Below are 19,218 nucleotides of genomic sequence, written 5' to 3'. Positions count from 1 at the left end.
CCGCCTACCCGGCGGAGCGTCGGGAGGGCCGTACCAACTCGGACGGTTGCGGGCGAGCTGTGGACGGCGAAACCCGAGGCACCGCCGAGGACTCGTTGGTCGCCGGTGACTCCGAGGTTCGGCGGGTAGAGCTCTTCTTGGGTTCCGGCAACAAGATCGGCGAACCATTGCTCGTGCGGTACTCGCGGAAGGTGTCTCGCCCGACGTTGGTGGTCTTCGGTGTTGCTCCACCTCGGTCGCCGCGAGCGGGCCGAGAGGCAGTGGAGACGGGTGCGTTGCTGACCGGCTTCTTGATTCCAGGCTTGGCCACCTGGTCCCGGCGCGGACGCGGTGCACCAGTGGATACCGGGACACCGGCGACCTTCGATGCCGCCGCTGCGGTCGCTGAAGACACTGCCGATTTCGCGGCGTCCTTGCCCTTCTGCCCTGCCGCGAGCGCTGCGGCAGTCGCAGTGGAGTCCTTTCCCTTCGTCTCGGCTTTCTCGGCCGGCTCGACGTCCTTGCCGGCGGCACGCTTGTTCTTGACCGCTTTCACACCTGCGACTGCTGCTTTACCGACGAAGTAAGCCGCAGCAACCCCGCCGGTTGCGGCTGTACCCGTTGCCGCACCGGCGGCTTGCGCTGCGCTGCCTGTGGCCTTCGCTGCAGTTGCGCCATGGCGGGCCGCCTTGGCGCCGTGCTTGGCGAGCGTTTTTCCACCCTGGTAGACCTGCCGGCCGACTTGTGCTGCAGCTGCGGCGTTCTGCATCGGGCTGGCGACCGGAGTCGACTTGCTGATCGCGGTGGGCGCTGCGCCGGGCCGGGTGGCCATCTTCTGTGCGAGGGTGTCGGAGAGCTTGCGTAGACGTTTGATCCCTCGGCGGAACATGACCAGCCCGACGAGCAGGACGATGTCGACGAAGACGAATTTCTCCATCAACCCGCCGCTCTCCGTATTGAAGAACGAACGCACCACCAGCAGATATGCCGCAACGAAGACAACCGCGAACACCATGATCAAGATGGACATGATGACAGTGGAGGCGGTTTTCAGCAGCGATCCTCGGCCTGCTCCGGGCAAGATGCCGAACACGAGGGCGGGGATCGCTTTGACTGCTGACCCGAGTGCTGCCGCTGCTGCCATCAACATCGCCCCCGCGAACAGGAAGGCGAAGAGCATGATGATCGAGCTGCCGGGTACGAGGATCAGGCCGCCGATGACCTGGGATGGTCCAGGGTTGTCGGCGTAGTCCTTCATGTCTTTCGCGCCGGATCCGTCGCAGTCGGCGATGTTGTCCTTGAGAGTGTCTTTGTCGTTGCCCTTCTTGTCTTCATGCGCCGAGTCCCACGCCTCGATGCAGTCGGCGCCTGCAGAGGGGTCGCTGTCGATGACTGTTCCGAAGTTCAGCAGTTGGGTGGGTTGCCGAATGAAGCTGTCCGCCAAGCCCGCTCCGATGTCATTGATCATTTCGTCGGGACTCGAGTTCATGTCACCGTCGTTGGCAAGTCCCGCGGCGATCTGCAGGCCGGCGTCGCGGCCCTGCATGATCAGCCCGTCTTCGCCGGCGATGCGCTCGATCGGGTTCGAAAGGACACCCACGGCCAACGCTGCGATCGCGCAGGAGATCATGAGCTCGTAGATGCCGGTCGACCAGCGTCCGCGGATAATCCAGATCGCAACGACGCCCGCCGTCACTGTCAGAAACGTGGTGGTGAGGTTGAACTGTCCGGTGATCGACGTGACCGCATCGCCGAGCGTTCGTACGGGTGCAACGATTTTCGGAAGCCAGTCGAACGACATGCTCCAGGTGATGAACCAGATCGCCGCCCCTGAGATCGCTCGATAGATCTCGAACTGGATCTGGATGATGATGGAGTACGCCATGTAGGTGGGGTGCCGAGCGGAACCTTCGTCGATCGAGAGGTAGTACCGCCATACGGAAATGCCGTGTGAGTCCTTCACCGGCATGAAGTTGAAGTAGCGGTTCTCCGGCGATCGAGATCCGTCTTCAGCATGCGCGGGCAGAGCTGCAATGACCGCGACCGTTCCGATCAAGTGCCAACCGACGACCGTTCTGACTACTGCACGCCGAATTTTCGTTGCCCACAACCACACTCGCAGCCCCTTGGTACGGCGATCGAGTGCTGAGCACACAGGTTGAGGAACCCATGACCAGAGAACCCACAGCAATGCCGCCTTGACGCCGGCGCGAACAGAGAAGACGGTGCGGGACGTGTCGGCAGGCGACATTGCTGTGGCGTTCATGCCTCGATCAGCTCCTTGGGCGCCTTGTCCGGCGTCGTCTGAGTTGCGTGTGCACGGTTCGGCTCCGACGGCATGAGCACCTTGATTCGGCCGATGTTGCCGTAGGCGTCGCGCATGTAGCCCTCCCCGCGGCGATGAGGCTCGACGTATTCGGCGCCGGTGGCCGGGTCTTTGCCCGAAACGGGGGACGTCTGTTCGGTGAGTTCTTTGAACATGTCGGGATCGCTGGGATCCAGACCGACGAATGAAAGAGACCGGCGAGCGAGCGTGGCATCTGTCTGGCGCATCGCGAACCGCGTAGGGATCAAGCCTCGCAAGGTCTCATTGCCCAAACCTTCGTCCGGGTCCTGCGATCCGAGCCCGATGTATGCCTGCTCCTTGCGGCCCTCCCGGAGGAAGTCGATGACGATGTCGACGCCTTCCTCGGCGCGCGTCATGCGGTGGCACTCGTCGGCGAGGAACATCGCGGGCTCAGTCGGATTCGCGAAGCAGATCCCGCGGGCGATCAGACCGATGAGTGCATACATGGCTCGGCCTACGCGCTTCTCCAACCCGAGCTGGCGGAACAGGTGTTCCTGGACGATTTCCTGCTGGCTGGGAAGTTTGACCGTGTGGGTGCGGAAGACGATTGCCTGCGCTGTGATGTCGAGTGCCGGCAGTCCCTTCTCGAACAAGGCCGCTGCATAGGACTTGCGGGCATAGACGCCGAGTTTGTCGGCCAGCTCGATGCGTTGAACGAGGGTGCAATCATCGCTGCGGAGGTGATCGAGGATGTCCCCGAGGCCGCCGCCGAGCAATCCGTGCTCACCGCGGTAGGCAGGTTCGAGGACAGTGCCGAGAAGGACGCCCAGCGGCTCGTCGGGCTGGAGCTGCAGGAGCGGCAGCAGAACGGATGTCGCGACCTCGGCGCCCTTGTCGGGCCCAAAGATACGCAGTGGGTCCAGGCTCCACTTAGGATGAGACAGATCCGCGATGACAGCCTCGGCGATGGTGGCGGCCCATCGGGCGTACTCCCCCACCTCGGTGTGGTCGATAACGACGATCTTGCCTCCGCGATCGTGGAAGGCTCCGCCGATCCCTTTGAGAAGAACCGACTTACCCGATCCCAGCGACCCGACCGCTGCGAAGGAACCCGAGATGTCGGCCGCCGATTTCTTGGCGACGTCGTGGTGAACCACGCCGATCCGAGCCGAGCTGATGTTCAACGCGAGCAGTGGACCCGACGAATCACCCAAGTCGTTGTGAACGCAGGGCACGTAGGCGGAGAAATCGGTGGAGGTGGTGATCTGAGCGAATTCTTTGACGATGGAGGGTGTCGATACTCCCGGGTTGAGTGCGCCCCACAGCTCCTCTTGGAATCCGAGAGGGCTGACCAGCTTGTAACTGGATAGCTCGAACAGCTTCGCGAGTTGACGCGCATCCCGGAGAGCGACCTCTTCGGTGTGCGCCCCGATCGCGAAGATAGTCGTCGACTGGACTTCGACTTCCATGTTGTCGGCATCCATTTTTGCCGCGTACTCGGCGAGGTCCTCCGCAGCGGCGTGGAGAACCCCGTGCCCATGGGACACTTCGCCCTCGCGCTGGCTGAACTGTTCGTTCAGGTTGATCAGGGCACGCTTGTTCTTCTTCGACACCTCTGCCGAGCTGCGTATGTGAAGTCTGATGCCCCAATCGACGTCGACGCCGGCAATGGCATCGGCCAGGGCGAGAAACTCGGAGCCGGGGAAGACTGTGTTGCCGGAGGGTGTGTCGGCCAACGCCAATAGGCATTGGTAGTTCGCGGGCCGCTCCTCGAGAGTCCACGGCTGATCGATTTTGAGGGCCTTCGTCAATGTCGGCGCCTTCGATTTCCAACCAGTACTGGGGCGATCGGTCTGGGCGCCTTCGTCGAACCGTGCGGCAGTAAATGCGGCCATCGGCTTCGTACCGATCGAGGAATAGGAAAGTGGAACGTCCGAATCCAAGCCGAGCCCACGCTGAAGGCTGTGTTGATGCAACCAGATCATCTGTGCGGGCGTCGCCGGTGTGGGACGGAAGTAGGCAGGAATGTCGGCGGCGATCATGTTTGCCTGCGTTGTCCGCCTGGCGACTTCTTCCGGGTCCAGTGATGTTCGCGGGAGTCCGAGATAGTCAGTCAAGGTTGTGCGTGCAGCGGACCAGGCCGCGGCCGCCTGGTTCTTCCATCCCTTGTTGGCGAGGGGAATGGACAGCCAGTAAATGCGCTTGCCAGGTTGAAACATTTCCAGTGTTTCAATGGTGGCGTCGCACTCTGCGGCCCACTGTGGGTGTGCGTCGAGATCGATTCCTTCTTCCATCCGCGCCACTACCGCCTCGGGATTGAGGCTGGCGCAGATTCCGAGCAGAAGCGCTTCTCCGTCGAGAGCACGCAGCAGCATCTTGTGCATAGACCGCGCAGTGCTCTTGTCCTCAGCGGGCCTGTAGCCGTATTCGATTCCGGTCAGGATGAAGTCCGCCCAGACAGTGCCTGAGCGCGTCCACCGAAGGTTTCCTCCGACAGCGGTGATTGGTTGAAGCATCAGGCCTTCTCTCGAGTGTTGTGCGATGCGGCGGCCATGGCGACAAGACGCTGGACGCTGGTGGATGCAGCGGGTTGGGTGGCCAGTGGAGGCCGAGGAATCGACGGTGGTGAAACTCGGCGGCGCTCGGGGGTGTGGTCTTGACCAGGTATGGACGCGGGTTCGGGCTCCATGCGGACCGGGCAAGCTTCGGTGATGTGTTCGACGAGGGGGTGCGCTGCGAGCGAGGGCACCGGCACGAGGGTCACCATGCCTGCGAGTGCGTGTACTCGGGGCCTGCGCGGTGAAGGTCCGGAAACTTTCGGTGCTTGTGCCGGCGAGCCGAGCGCTTTGCTCACGCCGGCGACCATGGAGAGTGGATTCCTGCCGCCGATGGGGAGCTTGCCGAGTCCCCACGCAGTGACCCCGACGAGTGCGAGGAAGACGAATACGTTGCGAATCAGCGAGCCTGTCGCCCAAATTCCTGGTGTCTTCCAGAGCACGAGTGCTACCAGTCCGGCACCGACGAACTGTGTGTAGCTGTACGGACCGCCGGGGAGCTTCTTTCCATCCGGCGTCATGCCGAGCAGCTGCGGGAACTTTCGTGCGCGGGTGTAGTTCTTGACGACCTCTCGGGACGTTGACTGCGGGTCCGATTCGCTCACGGCGTTCGCACCTCCTTCGTGGTGACTCGCTGTTTGGCTGCGTTCAGGGCTGAGGTGAGTTAGATGTCGTGCGGGTCTGGCAGGCTCCGAAATTCGAGAAGGTCAGCACGCGGCTCGGGTGCATCGACGACGATCGAGTGACCCATGGAATCCAGTTCGGAGCCCACCTTGTCCTTGACTTCGGTGACGTTCCAGACGATCCACACGAGGAGTCCCGCAACGAGTCCGGACAGCAGGATGGGAGCCATCGAGAAGCGACTCTTGACTGCGGTGAAGGCGACACCTCCACAGGCGCCGGTGGCAGTGAGGATTCGGATCGTGTCTTGCGTTTCGGTGGCTTTGGTGTTGGTCCATTCGAGGATTCCTTCCGCCAAGAGGTGAGTGTTCGGGTCGAGGAGAAGTGCAGCTGTACTCATCGGGATGCCTTTCGTGGATGTCAGTTGACGGGGGTGGCTGAAGTGGGAGCAGTTGCGCTCGCGGGCGTCGTCGAAACGGAAGCAGAGGGCGCACCGCTGGCTGCTGCGTTCTGTTCGGGGGCAGGAAGCAGCGGGCTGGGGTCCATGGCGGAAACCTCCCATCGGCCGCCGCGTGAGGTGAGAGTGAGTGGAAACTGGCCGGTTACCGACTCGGTAGCTGTCACCGAAAGTTCGGCAGTGGCGAGCACTCGGATCTTGATTCCGTCGGCCGGCGCTTTGTCAGCTGCCTCACCGGAGAAGTCGCGATCGGAAACGAGATCGACGACCTTGACGCTCTTGTACGGGGCTGGGCTGATCGCCCGAAGGGAGGTCCCTGGCGCGATGTATCGCGAAATTTCTCCCGTTCCTGCGGTCAAAGCTGCGAGGAACTGTTGGACTGCGGTGTTCGACGGATGCCCGGCGACAATGCGGTACTTGTAGCCAAGATTCACGTCGGGCCCGGTTGCAGGCGCCGGAACGGGTGACGGGATTGATGCCGCACGGGCCCGGCCGTCGTTCACGACAACGGGTACTGAATAGAAGCGTCTCTGCGCGGCTTCGGAGGGTTCGGACACCTGTCGCACGGAGGCCGAGACGATGACGGAGTAGACCTCGGACTTGTCGGTAGTTGGCGCACCAGTTCCGGATGCTGCGGCAGACTTCGCGGGTGCTGGTTGCAGTTCGACACTTGCAATTCGCGCATCGCTGGCAACGAAGAGCGCTTCCGCAGGGAGCTTGATTCCTTCCGAGCGAACGTATGGTGCGAGCGACTTTTCGGCACCACGTTTCGCTTGAAGCCACGTCACAACGAACTGTTGCGCGAGGTCTTCCGCCTGTGTCTGTGAAGCGGTGTTCACGGATGTCGTGGACTTCGGTTTCACCACCGTTGGCGTGGACACGGTGAACCCGGACAACACGAGAACGAGTGCCAGCACTCCAGCTCCGATGGCTCCGAAAAGTCCGAACCGGACCAGTTGCGTCTTCCGATCCTGGGTGCGCGCCCACGTCGCTTGTTCGCTCTGCGGTTCGTTGTCTTCGACGGCGACCTTGTCCGTGCGGGGCTTCCGATTCATCCCCTTGAAGCGACTCATGAGGCGCTGCCTTCGCTCTCGATGAGCGGCGCGACGATCGACAGAGTCGGCGGCTGTGTCGCAGCCTTTCGGCTCGTGTTCATCCGACCGAGCGCTGCACGTGCGCCAGCCGCAGGCTCGCCCAACAGGTAGTGGACCCGCGCGCCGGCCTCTGGACTGAGGGGGTGATCTGCAAGCTCCGACAGTGCGGTCCGCAGTTGTTCCTGTACGGCGAACACCAGACCTGCATCGCGTAGCTGGCCACCGAGATCGTCTGATTCACCACTGAAACGAGTGAACGGGCCTCTCCATGGATCGGTGCTCACCTGCGGGTCCGGCTCGGCCATGTCAGGTCCTTCCTCTCGTCTGGCTCTCGGCAATTTCGAGGGCCTCTACAAGAGAGGAGGTTCGATTTTCGGATTGCTGTGACAGGTCTCGGCGAACTTTCTTCAAAAAGTTTTCGGAAGCAGTTTTCGGTGTCATTGCCAGTCGAAGAACTGCCTGCTCGGGCGACCACCTGCGCAACTCACTGTGACCGCGTTCACGGTGGATTTGAGTCGATCGGGGTGGCCGTGGCAATAACAGAAGCCCCAATGGCAATGACATACATGCAGGTCACGGCAATAACCCGTTGATCTACTCCTATGCAGACCAATTCCTTCTGCATAGGAGATCGCCGTGGACACGTCCATCCACGCGCACACCAGCGCCGCCATTCCCGTCAACTCGACCGACTTCCTCGCGGTCCTGCATCAGCAGTGGATACGAGAGTCCGCGACGCCTTCTGCTCGTATCGAACTCTCGCAGTGGGTCAACACCCGGCCCGAACTTGTGCAGGCCGAGTCGTTCGCGGAACTGAAGGCACTCACCTTCTGTGAACCCGACGCCGTTCTGTCGGTCCTACTTCACGCACACCAAGCGGGGTCGTCACTGGCGGGCAGCACGCTCATTGAATTCATGCGTCCGAAACTGAGCGGGATGCAGAAGTACGCACGAGTCGCCAACGGCGTTTCCGTCCGGGCCGCGTACGCAGACCGGACGGCTGCGACGCTTCACGCATTCTGGGAAACCATCTCGACGTATCGCGGAACTCACCGCGGAATCGCAGGGCAACTCGCGCTCAACACCCTCCACAAGATCACCGCCACGACTGCGGTTCTCGACGTCGCTGTCGACGACGCCCACTTCCAGATTGCAGATGCCGAACGGGCAGCGGAGGAGTTTCTTCGGGACGACGATCCCACCGAGATAGATGTCATGGATGTGCTGAATTGGGCAGTAGATCAGGGCACCATTTCGGACTCCGATCGCACACTGATCACCCGCTCGTACATGAAACAAGACGGTGCCGATATCGCCGCTTTAGCGCAAGAAATGGGAATCACCCACGCCGCCGCACGGAAGCGGTTGAGTCGCTCGATCGCCCGGGTTCGTGACGCCGTGTGCGATCACCTCAACGTCCCAGAACCCAAAATCAAGCGAATCTCCATGTACCGATCAGCGAAGAACGACCTTCCCCTCGCAAGCTGAGTTTCACTCCACTCACGCCCTCAAGACAAGGACACTCCGATGAGTACATTCATCACCGCACGACGAGTCACGGTGGCCGCTGTTGCCATCGGAGTTATGGCAGCTGTCGTTGCGGTACCCGCCGCGACAGCCAATCAAAGCGCTCCCAAGCCTGCGTGCCCAGACAACCTTCTTCTCGCTATCGGTGGCACGACCGAAACAACTGCAGATGCCGATCCAAACCAGTCGCGGGGCATGCTCAAAAACGTCACCGATCCTTTGGTGAGCGAGTTCTCTACCGCGCAACTTCAAGTCGAGTACGTGCCGTACATGGCTCTCATCGTCGACGACAAAGCGAACACCTACGGCACAAGCAAGAAGCAGGCAATCGACACCGCTTCGAAGATGATCGCCGACAAGGCAGCCGAATGCACCAACACCAAGTTCGGTCTCACCGGATTCTCCCAAGGCGCTGATGCAGCCGGCGACCTGGCGGCAGATATCGGCAGCGGATCGGGACCAGTCGATCGCAATCGCATGTTCGGCGTCGCCCTCCTCGCCGACCCTGGACAATCCAAGAACGCGGGAAAGAGCATCGGCGCTCCCATCACAGGCGTCGGATTCGCCGGCGTTCGTCCTGCAGGGTTCGGCGACCTGAGTGACATCGTCGTCAGCGTCTGCGCTGCCGGAGACCTCTACTGCAACACCCCCGACGATGCTGTCGGGACACAATTCATCGGTGCTCTCGGTTCGCAGATCGATGCGCGCGATCCGGTGAAGTCCGTCGCCGGCGTCGTCACGACACTCCTCGGACTCAATGGCGCTCCGCTGACCAAAACTCTCGATGCACTCAACCAAAATGTCGCGACCGGCAACTTCCTGGCGGTACCGCAACTCGCTCTCGATCTCGCTTCACAGGTCGGCAATCTGAGCGCAGATGTCGCCGCCAAAACGGTCCCCGGCGCGGACATCGCACCTATCACCGCCTCTGTCACTCAGCTCACCGACACGGTCGCCCGAGGCGACTTCCTCGCGGTCCCAGGACTGCTCGCGCAGCTGGCTCCTCAGGTGATCAATTTCGCTACACAGCTCTCCACCGTCATCGGGCAGGTCGTATCCAAGCTGCCGATCAACGAGTACGCAGCGATCGGCGCTACCGTCTCACGTATCTCGGCGAACGCGGCGATGCAGAACTACATTGCACTGCCACCCGATCTCGGAAAGCTCGTCGGCCAGCTCAACAATGCGGTCCGCAAGACGCTGAAGGCACTTCCTCTCGATGCCTTCCCCATGCTCAACAAGATGGCTGACGAACTCACCCCAGGCAAGGTTCTCGACGAGGTACTGAACTACGCAACATTCATCGCCAACGACGATCACAACTCCTACGCCAGTACTCCGATCAACGATTCCGGACGAACTGGAGCGGAGGAACTGACGAACACTCTTCGCACTCAGATCAACAACGGCGGGGCAGCTGTCACCGCCTAGTTGCATCAACTAGTGCTTGCGAGCATTGAGGGTCACAGAATTCGTTCTGTGGCCCTCAATGCGTCTGCGCTCACTCCACAGCGATGAAGAACGGAGACTACGGCAGCCACGTGATCCCGCCGTTGAGATGAGTCTCAGGTGCGCGGCCGCGTCCTGTGGAGGTAAGTGTCCGCAGGGCCTGGGCAGGATCCTCGTCGGCCAAGTCTGCGGGGAGCAGCCCCGCAGAGTGGAGCACACTGTGAAATTCTTGCGGCAACCATTCGGTGAAATCGGTCGGTTCGAAATCTGTGGCCCAGATCTGCAGCGAACCTTGCTCGATCACCAGCGGGTAGACGGTGCCGTAGTCGTCGACGAACCCCGCCGCACCGGCGACGCTACGAGTAGAGAAGATCGTGCCGCCGCGCGGTACACCGCTGAACCGTGGGTGACGATCGAGTAGTCCGAACAGACGTCCCGCGACACCCGGAAGAACGAGATCGTCGACATCGAAGTACCCCGACGGCGACGAGGGTTCGAACTTCCCTGTCAGCGTGATGAGATGTCGGCGTCCGCCCTCGATTTCTTCCGGGAGGGGCAATCCCAGGTGCCGGGCTTTCGTCGTTCGGAGATGGTCGTCGTCGAGCACGAGGTGGGTGACTGTGTGCCGAGTGATGTGGTCGATGATGCGCATTTCAACCCCGAGCGCAATGAGCACCACACGGATATTGTCGGCCGCGCTTGCACCGTCGAAACCGGATCGGCTCAGCATGAACCAGTTGTCTGGGTTGTCTCCGCATCGGACCATGAGGTGAGGCACCGAGCCGCGGGACGAGAGGTCGAATCGGTGGAGCGGCTGCCCCGACAAGTAGACGAGGTCGCTGGGGTCTGTGCTCGTAATGATCTCCGCGAGCGGACCCGCGGAGAGAGCGCAGTCGACGAATTCGTGCGCTGGCAACTGCAGGATCCATTCATCCTGCTCGTCTGTGATGGTGTAGCGGGCAGCATTGGCTTGGCGTCTGAACTCCGTGAGCGTCGTGCGTACCATTCCGAGCTGCCTCGCGATTTCCGACACTGTGAGTCCGCCATGCGTCACTGCGCGTTCCGTCCAAGCACCGAGAGCAAGCGTCGCATTCTTGGTAGCTGAAACGGAACGCGAACGTGCGCGAATTCGCGCGTCGATTCTCTCGAACATGACCGTACGGGGATCTTCGGACTTACTCGTCGACTGCAACGGCGCCGGGGATAGCCGCGAGCCGAGGTGCGGTGGACGTTCAGATTCACTGCGGCGGCGCGTCATGATTCTGCCTCGTTCACTTGGTGGTGGGTGCTGGTTCCCCAGCTCTGTTGTCGGACGAAGGAGCACGAAGGGCAGTACTTTTCACCGTGCGACTGTGTCCATCCATCTGAAGGAACCTCGCGATGCGGGGCGTCAGTGCCACACGCATCGCAGCTCGGTACGCACTGTGAGAACATTTCCCGCTGGTTCATGTCCACGCCCGGCGCAACGGCTGTTGAGGTCACGCTCTGCGAGCGGGCTTCGTTCTCGACCGGACTACTGCGGATCTCCTCCACCATGTCTGGCCACGCGTCCCAGTACCTCGAGGGCAGCCCCATCGGTACCTCTGATGCATCTGCGGACAGCAGATCGGCGGCTTTGCGTAGGCCACTGATTTCACACATCAGCCACCGCTCTTGATCACTTGTCGAGGAGCTGTTGAAATCCGCGTCGGACTTGCCGTGGAGATATTCCTCGCGCAGTGTTGCGTATCGACGGATGATCTTCGCGCATATTGCGGTGGTGTCGGTCATGTACGGACCTTCCTATGGTTCGTCACAGTGACGTTTCATTGCTTGGGTGGCCGTCCGCTCCCCTGGACCGCTGGACGCGCTGCACAATCCACAATCCGGTCATTCCGAAAACGACGACGACCAACGGAACGTCGAGAAGCCAGACCGTCCACGACGGCAGGGTGCCATCTCGTCGCCACGACTGGGCCACGTTGACGATGACGACAACGACAAAATATGCGCCGGCGAGGTGCCGACCTGCGACCCGAAAAAGGAAGCGCTCAACAGTCCCCTTCCCGATCATGACTGCGAGCGGACTATCGGGTCGGGGACCGCTGACAGCCTGACCGGATGCGGATCGCTCCCCTGCAGCACTTCGACCGCGTTGTACTGATCGAGAGTGCGAAAGCACCCTGCGGCAGCTGTGGCGGTCGTCATCGCTGACGGCTCGTCCGCGTCGAAGTCGATTCCCCACATTCGACAGCACGCCGTGAACGTCGGAATCGACGTCGCAGCCAGTCCGAATGCGCCAGCCGTCAATGCTCCGATGTCAGCCAGGCGTGGGTGCCATCGTGGCTCGATATCGAAGCTACGGAATAGTCGGGCGAGAAAATCGGCAGAGTCTTCCGGGGACGTCCCACCGAGGGTGTTGCCAGCCAAAGCCCCCGCCAGGTCAGCGATTCGAGCAGAGAGAACAGAGCGAGTGAGGTCGGCGCTGTCCGCCAAACCTCGCCGATAATAGCCATTTCGGCGCAGAACGGAGGGATCCGCATCCGCAAGCTGTTCCTGAGTGAGCGGCACCGTCAAATCCCAGCGCTTCCCACTGCCAAGGCTCACGGCCGCCACTTCCAGTGCGACGTGCCTCGCCGGGTCATCGCCTGTCGCATTGACCTGTACGACAACGAGCTCACGAGTTCTCATCGATCCCCGCCGTCTGCACGTGCACCCAGCGCGAAGTCCATTCGCACGGATCCCTCCTGTTGTTCGCCTGTATCGAACTCCGAGAGCATTGCGCTCAGTCGGGATCCGATGCGACTTTCCCCCACGTTGTTCATGAAACTTTCCTTTCGTCTACAGCATCAATGTCGCCATTCCCGTTGGTAGAGAACCCATCTCCATTTACATGCCCGGAAAGAACCGCGGCACGCAGGAAGGTCGACACGATCTCGTCCGACCCCCGTCCACCATGGACCGCAGATCCAGGCAACGATGCCTGCGCGGCTGACGGTTCCGGTGAGTTCATCGTCATCGAATCTCCTCGATCGTTAACGGGCCACTGTGGGCTTGTTCCCGAGCAACCTCTCGAAACGGGACGCTACATCCGGTACAGCACATCTTGAACACGTCCAAGTTCGGAAAGCGAGTCACGCACACGACAAAAAGGCACGTAGATGTACGTTTCATCAGCCCAACTTCGACCCGCTGATCGGGAATCCAACGAAGTTCGATCCCCGCCCCTCCACCACCGACATCGAGATCTGCTCTCCCAAGAAGCACCATCACCGATGTGAAACGCCGAGTTCAGCCAAATCGCGCCTCACGTAACGGACCCGAGTCCCGATACGAACAGCGATCTGATCAACCGAGAGGCCCAGCCGGTGCATACGGGCGACACGTTCCACTCGTGTTTCGGTGACGACATCCACCAACACTCGTCGGTAACGGCTGCCCCCCTGCGGGTCTTCGACTCGAATCTTCATGTACACCCGAATGCCGGCCGGCTCGGCATCCGGATCGTCGATGATGTCAGGGTCCCACCACATCGGCGACAAGTAACCGAGACCGCGGTATCGTTCGCGGGCCAGATCCGACGGGCCGACTCGATTTTCGAGCTCTCCGTACAACTGTGTGACACTGTCTCGGATGACCGCAGATACCTTCTCGCTGCGAATGATTCGTTGACAACTGGTGTGCACGCCCAGAGCTGCAACGAGATCCTTCGCGCGGTGCCCGTTGGCGAGCAAGGCCTGCAGTCGTCGACGTGTACCCGTCGCATCGACCATCTCGTGTGCCTCGTCCTCGCTGGACATGGCTGTCGGCTCAGAAGAGCCTGACCGGCACCATGTCCGAGCGGACGGCGCTGATCTGCACGAGCTGCCCTGTTTGCGGTGCTTCGATCATGCGGCCTCCACCGAGGTAGATCGCAACATGATTCGCGCCGTCAGCCTGCCAATTCCCGAAGAGCAGGTCTCCAGGCTGTGCGCTGTCCCAGGCGATTTGAGTGCCGACAGTGAACTGGACTTGCGAAGTACGAGGCAATTCCTTTCCCGTTGCCTGGAATACCGCGAAGCGCACCAACCCGGAGCAGTCGTAACCTGCTGTCGCGCCACCTGTTCCATCGCCCATCGTCGGACCGTCGAGGGCTCCGCCGCCCCACTGGTACGGCAACCCGAGCGCCGTCAAGGCCGCTTCGATAACTTTGCGGGCGATCTCCACGTCGCGCGGAATGTTCGGATCGAAGACAAGTTCGGGAACGCTCGACAACCCAGGAATCAGCGAAGTCAACGGTGGGACAGCAGAGGGGGCAGAGGACCCCGGGCCGGCCAGTACGACGGGAGCAACCACGGGAGCAACTGGCGCCGGCACAGTGATGGTCGGTTCGAGACTCTCCACCGGTGCATCAGGCACTGCTGGCTCCGTCGATGTGTCCTGCTGGGGAAGCAATTGTTCTGCGTACGCGGGCATGTCCGCAGGAAGATACTCAAGGTACGGGGCTAGCTGAGCATCCCACTCAGGGGCCGACTGCTCTACTGCTGCAACCACATTCGCAGCAACATCCGCAACGGGCGGGGGCAGAGGGGAACCCTGAACGGCTGCACCCGCAGCAGCAACACCTGCGACAAGAATCGAAATCGGATCGAACGCCATGACAAACTCCTTGGTCCTTGTGCGTTGGTAGGACTCCCAACGCAAACGTCGTGGTGACAATCCGGACGCTAACCGCGGCACATGACACTACGAACATCACGCACATTCCGATCCACGCTCCTCCAGCCTCAAACTCGGGCTGCTCACGATGTAATGACCCTCAGTCACACTGGCGATATGCCCCCACCGACGAGACTCTTCGGCAGCGCCTCGGCGCCACCACGAGAACCCCGCACAGCGCCCCGCCAAAACTTTTTTCGCAATTCATGTCACAGGAACCCCGACGTCGAACCTCCTCTCTTGTAAGAGGGGACGCACAATCGCCTGTCCTCAAACCGGGAAGGGACTGACCACATGGACGGCATCGAGCTTGAGCGATTTCATCCCCGTGAGAGCAAGAAAATGACGTCACTGCACCGAAGATGGACCTCCGGTGAGGCAGCCCCCGCAGGACTGAACGCGGTGGATTCGATCGGAATCATCGCCACGTCGAACCATCGCCCTATCGGATACGTGCTGGCATCACCACCACACGGTCTGGCACGCGCCGCCCGCAGAGCTGGCTGGTCAGAAACCGGATGCGTGTGGATATCGAGAACCGTCTGGATACTCGAAAACCTGGTGGTCAAACCGGAAACTACCGGATCGGCCGCTGTCGGAGCACAACTCGTCCGAACGCTGGTTGACGACCTTTCCGCCGCCACCGCGAAGCAAGGACACCTGTACGGATCAACCCCTGACCGCCCGGAACTGGTCCAGTTCTGGCGGGAAGCGGGATTCGACGTCGGCAGCCCGAACACACCAACATTCTGGAACTACCCCGAATGCGAAACATTGCGTCACAAGGAGCACTTCCCAGGACACCGGTCGTTCGCGCACCCATTGGGCCGCGAATTCTCTCTACACCAAGCCTTCAAAAAGGGAGTCGTCGTCGACTGACGGCATTCCTCTCACCTCGATGAACAACCCTGAGAATCAACCGAAAGGAACCGCGTCTCATGACTGACAACGAAACCGACTCCCCCGCAGGGGAATCAACCACCTGGAACTACCTAGAATCCGCCCTGCGCGATGTCCCCACACCGGGCAACTACACATCCCTTACGCGCCGCGATCACGCCGCGCTCGCCGAGCGCGTGTCCATCCTTGCGTTGCAACCCGACCCGTATGACATCCGCGGATTTGCGTACCCCGAAGGCGTACGCGGCACCCTCCAACGCGCCGCGCAGATCCACGCCACCCTCGCCGCCCTTCCTCCTGAAGTCCTGCCCAGCAATCCTTCTGAGGCGCAGGCATGAGCAACGAATCGAGTGTTGGCGATCCAATCGGGCCCTCCTCATCACCCGCGCGGTCGCTGCAACTGCGCTCGAAATTGGGCACCGCGTGCAGTTCGCGGAGTCCCGGCGATGGTGGAGGATGCGAGCAACATCCGGCGATGGCAGGTTCGCGATCCTTACCAGCCCGTTCAATGTCGTACGAGGTGGTCCACGCGCCACCGATTGCAACGGTGGCGGCATCCCTTGCGGGACCTGCGTCTCTACGACGCGTCTACGGCAGCGAGAGCGCTGGGGCAGATCCCGGTATCGATCATGTGCGGCAACGAGTTCGGCGTTCGGCAAAATCGCGACCAGCTGCTGTGAACGGGAGCATTCACCTACAACGGATCTGGTCGGAGCGTGACATGAGCGTAGACAGTGCAGCAACCGCAGTGCGGTCCATGATCTTCGACATCGACGTGGACCCGGAGAGCGAAGAATTCTTGTGCGCGATCGACCGGTTGTGGGAGCAGATGTTGAGCGAGCGAGTGGCGGAGATCGTCGAGCTTAGGCGTGAGCAGTCGTGGAGTACTGACGAGCCTGGGTGGGAAGGAAACTCGTCGCTCGACCACTACCCCCGGCGCGATGTGTGGCGCACGACAGTACATACCGGTCGAGTAGCAGGCGGTGAGGAGGTGAAGATTCCGCTCGCTCTTCTCGCGCCGGTTCTGGTCGGGCTCATCCCGGTTTTTGCGGGCGTGACTGCGCCGGCGAACCCATTCGTCGCACTACTGGTCTGCTTTTGCCTGGCTGCGGGGATAGAGGCGGTGGGGTTGTGGTGGTGGACCCGCCGCGATCCGCTCCGCCTGAGTGAGGAGGACAAAACCGAGATCGGTGACGCCGTTACTGCTCTGCAGTCGTTGATCTCGGCTGGCGGGGCGCATGTCGAGCTGCGGTTGGCGTTGGCGGCATCGGCACTTGTCGACGAGATCCGCACGGTCCCTGCGTGGGAAAGTGAGGATCTCGACGTAGGTCACATACGCCTGAATCTCGACGAGCAACTGGCCGGAATTCTTGCGCATGCCGGTGAACTCGCCACAGTGCGAGCAACTTTGGGAACCCCGGCGGCGGGTAGCGGCCCGCAAGCCCTCGCAGCGAGGGAAGCTCACCTGGTGAGCGGCCGGTGGCTGGGGCGGGTCGAGCGTTCGCTGCTCACACGTGTAGCTGCGCTGTGGAGCTATCGTCGCCATCTGCTCGAACTGCAGGAATCGATCACTGCCGGCGAATCTCTCGACAGGATTCACGATGGAGACCGGGCCATCGAGAACCTTCTGGCCAACGCGGCCGGCGATGATGTGGCGGCCTCGGCGATAGATCAGTTGGCGATCGACCTCACAGACCTCCGGCGCGCACGAGAGTCCGCGCTGGCAGAACTACGCGGAGAGCTCTCCGAATTCGAGGAGCGCGGCTGATGAGAGAAGTCATGACAGGATCAGCCCGGACCGCGGTCGATGCAACCGCGCTCGAGATGGGGCACCGCGTCCAATTCGCGGAGTCCCGGCGATGGTGGAGAGTGCGAGCAACATCCGGCGATGGCAGGTTCGCGATCCTTACCAGCCCGTTCAACCTCCGCAGGGTCCCGTACTACACGATCCTCGACACCGAGCGAGGCGTTCGCGGCCCGGACGACAGAATCTTCTGCAGCGGTTACGAAGACGACAGCGACATCGCAGATCGGATGCGCGAGCTGATCGCCGGAGACATCCAAGTGAGCCGCCGACCGTCGAAATGCGTAGAGACCCGCATCGTCGCGGTCCTCCCGCCCACCGATCGGCATACCCCGGGGGCCGATTCCGCCGGCTGACACGTACGAACGGTCCTCGAAACGCGACATGACACGACAGGAGTTTCCCGCTCATGACTCAGACATACCGTCCCGCACAAGTTTTCCCCGACTCGGCCGAACGGCGGCTCCGAGCAATGCTCGCGGCCCTCGACGATGCACTGGCCGCGATAGCTGACGCACGCGAAGAACTACGAGGGATCTACACCGGACCGAGAACGTACCCCGAAGAGCTGGAACTGTTCCTCGCTGCCGAAGCCGACAACCAGGACATCACCACCCACCTCGCCGCCGCAGCCCGCGATATCCGTGCCGCGCTCGCGATCCTTCACACCACCCCAAACGAGGCCGCGTCGAACTCCTCGGCGTCACCGCGTCCACATACCCACAAGGTGACAGCTGCCGCGGACGTGCGGCGCACGAACGAGCGATCCGCCTGATTGAGGTGCCACGTGGAGGGAAAAGTCCACTTGCTCAAAGCCCTTCACCCCGGAAAGCATCACGAACCATCGGCGCAACTTTGGAAGGGAATTCATGAACGCAACTGCAGTACTCGATGCAATCGCCCGCAAGCACTCCGGTTGTGCGCTGGTTCGCGAAATCACTGTGACCGACCGCGATGCATTGAACCCAGTCCGGGATGCATGGAGTGCTAGGAAGCCGGGCAATCCCATGCCCGAATACGACGGGACGCCGGTCTATCGCAGGATCGACGGACTTATGTTCGACGGCGGGGCAACAAGAACCGCGATCGAAGTGAAGATCAGCCGCGCCGACTTCCTCCGCGAGAGCGAGGAAAAGCGACGGCCGTGGCGGAAGATCACCCACCGTTTCGTCTACGCCACACCAGTCGGGTTGTTAAGGCCGGAGGAGATCCCGGACGGGTGCGGACTGTGGGAAATCGACGGCAATGCAGTGCGGATCATCAAGCGCGCCCGATCGAATCCCGAACCGGAGCCCATTCCGCACCAGGTCCTCGTCGCATTCGCATACCGACTGAACCGCAAGCCTTCTGAGAGGAAACAGCGATGAGCACCAAGATGTGGAACTGGGGCGACGTCGACAACGGGCACGACCCGATTGTCGAGTGCATCGGTGAAATCCACCAGCCTGCCATCACCATCGACAACCGCTCCGGTGACGACCTCACCATCCCCTTCGGCCAACTCGACCCACTGATCGAGCACCTCAAGTCATGCAAGCAATTTCTGTACGAACGGGGCCTCGATGAACCAGCGCACAAAGGGGAGTTGAAGTGAGTGAGATCCAATCACAGGCCATACCCGAGAGCGATGAACTAGCCGAGGTGGAGCTGATCGACGCAATCAGGGCGACGCTCGAAGGTTGGCCCTTCCGCAAACAAGCAGCCGCCGCAGCAGTGGAGGTGATGAAGTCGCAGGGCTGGTCGAAACCTCGCACGGTGAACAGCGCGGCCGAGTTGGTGGACCTGCCTAAACCTGAATCCACCGATAGAACTTCCATTGACCGGAGTGTCTAACTGAAGAAAGTGCCCCCTGAACTGGGATGATTTGA

23 protein-coding genes are annotated in these 19,218 nt (G+C 61.4%); 10 read left to right on the top strand and 13 right to left on the bottom strand.

Annotation, left to right across the window (positions count from 1 at the left end):
• Positions 1 to 4: 4 nt before the first annotated feature.
• The 6 genes from AC1Q6C_RS31665 to AC1Q6C_RS31640 are packed head-to-tail and all read right to left on the bottom strand — an operon-like array spanning position 5 to position 7,298.
• Complete coding sequence (locus tag AC1Q6C_RS31665; protein ID WP_052959880.1) at positions 5 to 2,245, bottom strand: hypothetical protein; 2,241 nt, start codon at positions 2,243 to 2,245, stop codon at positions 5 to 7.
• The gene (locus AC1Q6C_RS31660) at positions 2,242 to 4,782 is read right to left on the bottom strand and encodes an ATP-binding protein (protein ID WP_075836580.1); all 2,541 of its coding nucleotides are present in this window, start codon (positions 4,780 to 4,782) and stop codon (positions 2,242 to 2,244) included. Before AC1Q6C_RS31660 ends, AC1Q6C_RS31665 begins: the two co-directional genes overlap by 4 nt.
• Positions 4,782 to 5,426 carry a hypothetical protein gene (locus tag AC1Q6C_RS31655; protein WP_075836578.1) on the bottom strand — a complete coding sequence of 215 codons (645 nt, stop codon included), beginning with the start codon at positions 5,424 to 5,426 and terminating at the stop codon, positions 4,782 to 4,784. Before AC1Q6C_RS31655 ends, AC1Q6C_RS31660 begins: the two co-directional genes overlap by 1 nt.
• Positions 5,427 to 5,485: 59 nt before the next feature.
• A complete protein-coding gene (locus AC1Q6C_RS31650) occupies positions 5,486 to 5,842 on the bottom strand; it encodes a hypothetical protein (RefSeq protein ID WP_075836576.1) in 357 nt (118 codons plus the stop codon).
• 20 nt (positions 5,843 to 5,862) lie between these two features.
• Positions 5,863 to 6,972: a conjugal transfer protein gene (locus tag AC1Q6C_RS31645; RefSeq protein WP_075836574.1), complete on the bottom strand. Its 1,110-nt coding sequence runs from the start codon at positions 6,970 to 6,972 to the stop codon at positions 5,863 to 5,865.
• The gene (locus tag AC1Q6C_RS31640; RefSeq protein ID WP_075836572.1) at positions 6,969 to 7,298 is read right to left on the bottom strand and encodes a hypothetical protein; all 330 of its coding nucleotides are present in this window, start codon (positions 7,296 to 7,298) and stop codon (positions 6,969 to 6,971) included. The genes AC1Q6C_RS31645 and AC1Q6C_RS31640 overlap by 4 nt, the downstream gene beginning before the upstream one ends.
• Positions 7,299 to 7,629: 331 nt before the next feature.
• On the opposite strand from AC1Q6C_RS31640, the gene AC1Q6C_RS31635 reads away from it, so the two are divergent.
• Both AC1Q6C_RS31635 and AC1Q6C_RS31630 read left to right on the top strand, forming a co-directional pair.
• Entirely contained in the window at positions 7,630 to 8,481 is an 852-nt protein-coding gene (locus AC1Q6C_RS31635) for an RNA polymerase sigma factor (protein ID WP_075836570.1), read from the top strand.
• Between the two features lie 39 nt (positions 8,482 to 8,520).
• On the top strand, positions 8,521 to 9,951 hold the full coding sequence (locus AC1Q6C_RS31630; RefSeq protein ID WP_075836568.1) for a cutinase family protein: 1,431 nt from the start codon (positions 8,521 to 8,523) through the stop codon (positions 9,949 to 9,951).
• A 97-nt stretch (positions 9,952 to 10,048) separates the two neighbouring features.
• Here the strand turns inward: AC1Q6C_RS31630 and AC1Q6C_RS31625 are convergent, their stop codons facing one another.
• The 7 genes from AC1Q6C_RS31625 to AC1Q6C_RS31595 form a co-directional block, all read right to left on the bottom strand.
• Entirely contained in the window at positions 10,049 to 11,227 is a 1,179-nt protein-coding gene (locus AC1Q6C_RS31625; protein WP_143542604.1) for a hypothetical protein, read from the bottom strand.
• Positions 11,224 to 11,739: a hypothetical protein gene (locus tag AC1Q6C_RS31620; RefSeq protein WP_075836564.1), complete on the bottom strand. Its 516-nt coding sequence runs from the start codon at positions 11,737 to 11,739 to the stop codon at positions 11,224 to 11,226. The genes AC1Q6C_RS31625 and AC1Q6C_RS31620 overlap by 4 nt, the downstream gene beginning before the upstream one ends.
• A 22-nt stretch (positions 11,740 to 11,761) precedes the next feature.
• Entirely contained in the window at positions 11,762 to 12,022 is a 261-nt protein-coding gene (locus AC1Q6C_RS31615) for a hypothetical protein (RefSeq protein WP_075836562.1), read from the bottom strand.
• On the bottom strand, positions 12,019 to 12,639 hold the full coding sequence (locus tag AC1Q6C_RS31610) for a hypothetical protein (RefSeq protein WP_075836560.1): 621 nt from the start codon (positions 12,637 to 12,639) through the stop codon (positions 12,019 to 12,021). The genes AC1Q6C_RS31615 and AC1Q6C_RS31610 overlap by 4 nt, the downstream gene beginning before the upstream one ends.
• The gene (locus AC1Q6C_RS31605; RefSeq protein WP_157127688.1) at positions 12,636 to 12,773 is read right to left on the bottom strand and encodes a hypothetical protein; all 138 of its coding nucleotides are present in this window, start codon (positions 12,771 to 12,773) and stop codon (positions 12,636 to 12,638) included. The genes AC1Q6C_RS31610 and AC1Q6C_RS31605 overlap by 4 nt, the downstream gene beginning before the upstream one ends.
• A gap of 444 nt (positions 12,774 to 13,217) precedes the next feature.
• Positions 13,218 to 13,748 (bottom strand): hypothetical protein, encoded by a 531-nt coding sequence (locus tag AC1Q6C_RS31600; protein ID WP_075836558.1) that lies wholly within the window; start codon positions 13,746 to 13,748, stop codon positions 13,218 to 13,220.
• 10 nt (positions 13,749 to 13,758) lie between these two features.
• Positions 13,759 to 14,586 carry a C40 family peptidase gene (locus AC1Q6C_RS31595; protein ID WP_075836556.1) on the bottom strand — a complete coding sequence of 276 codons (828 nt, stop codon included), beginning with the start codon at positions 14,584 to 14,586 and terminating at the stop codon, positions 13,759 to 13,761.
• Positions 14,587 to 14,988: 402 nt separating this feature from the next.
• Between AC1Q6C_RS31595 and AC1Q6C_RS31590 the strand changes: the two genes are divergently transcribed.
• The 8 genes from AC1Q6C_RS31590 to AC1Q6C_RS31555 all read left to right on the top strand — a co-directional run bounded on the left by AC1Q6C_RS31590 (position 14,989) and on the right by AC1Q6C_RS31555 (position 19,183).
• Positions 14,989 to 15,525, top strand: a complete 537-nt coding sequence (locus AC1Q6C_RS31590) for a hypothetical protein (protein ID WP_190287660.1) — start codon at positions 14,989 to 14,991, stop codon at positions 15,523 to 15,525.
• Positions 15,526 to 15,584: 59 nt separating this feature from the next.
• Entirely contained in the window at positions 15,585 to 15,884 is a 300-nt protein-coding gene (locus tag AC1Q6C_RS31585; RefSeq protein WP_075836552.1) for a hypothetical protein, read from the top strand.
• A gap of 383 nt (positions 15,885 to 16,267) precedes the next feature.
• A complete protein-coding gene (locus AC1Q6C_RS31580; RefSeq protein ID WP_075836679.1) occupies positions 16,268 to 17,314 on the top strand; it encodes a hypothetical protein in 1,047 nt (348 codons plus the stop codon).
• A gap of 11 nt (positions 17,315 to 17,325) precedes the next feature.
• Complete coding sequence (locus tag AC1Q6C_RS31575) at positions 17,326 to 17,706, top strand: hypothetical protein (protein WP_143542605.1); 381 nt, start codon at positions 17,326 to 17,328, stop codon at positions 17,704 to 17,706.
• Between the two features lie 53 nt (positions 17,707 to 17,759).
• On the top strand, positions 17,760 to 18,125 hold the full coding sequence (locus AC1Q6C_RS31570; protein WP_075836548.1) for a hypothetical protein: 366 nt from the start codon (positions 17,760 to 17,762) through the stop codon (positions 18,123 to 18,125).
• A gap of 94 nt (positions 18,126 to 18,219) precedes the next feature.
• The gene (locus AC1Q6C_RS31565) at positions 18,220 to 18,717 is read left to right on the top strand and encodes a hypothetical protein (RefSeq protein WP_075836546.1); all 498 of its coding nucleotides are present in this window, start codon (positions 18,220 to 18,222) and stop codon (positions 18,715 to 18,717) included.
• Positions 18,714 to 18,944: a hypothetical protein gene (locus AC1Q6C_RS31560; protein ID WP_230793509.1), complete on the top strand. Its 231-nt coding sequence runs from the start codon at positions 18,714 to 18,716 to the stop codon at positions 18,942 to 18,944. The genes AC1Q6C_RS31565 and AC1Q6C_RS31560 overlap by 4 nt, the downstream gene beginning before the upstream one ends.
• Positions 18,941 to 19,183, top strand: a complete 243-nt coding sequence (locus tag AC1Q6C_RS31555) for a hypothetical protein (protein ID WP_075836542.1) — start codon at positions 18,941 to 18,943, stop codon at positions 19,181 to 19,183. Before AC1Q6C_RS31560 ends, AC1Q6C_RS31555 begins: the two co-directional genes overlap by 4 nt.
• Positions 19,184 to 19,218: the final 35 nt, after the last annotated feature.

The organism is Rhodococcus sp. MT28 (assembly GCF_058792695.1).
The sequence above is the reverse complement of the archived record's forward strand: the minus strand, read 5'-3'. Positions and strand labels throughout refer to the sequence as shown.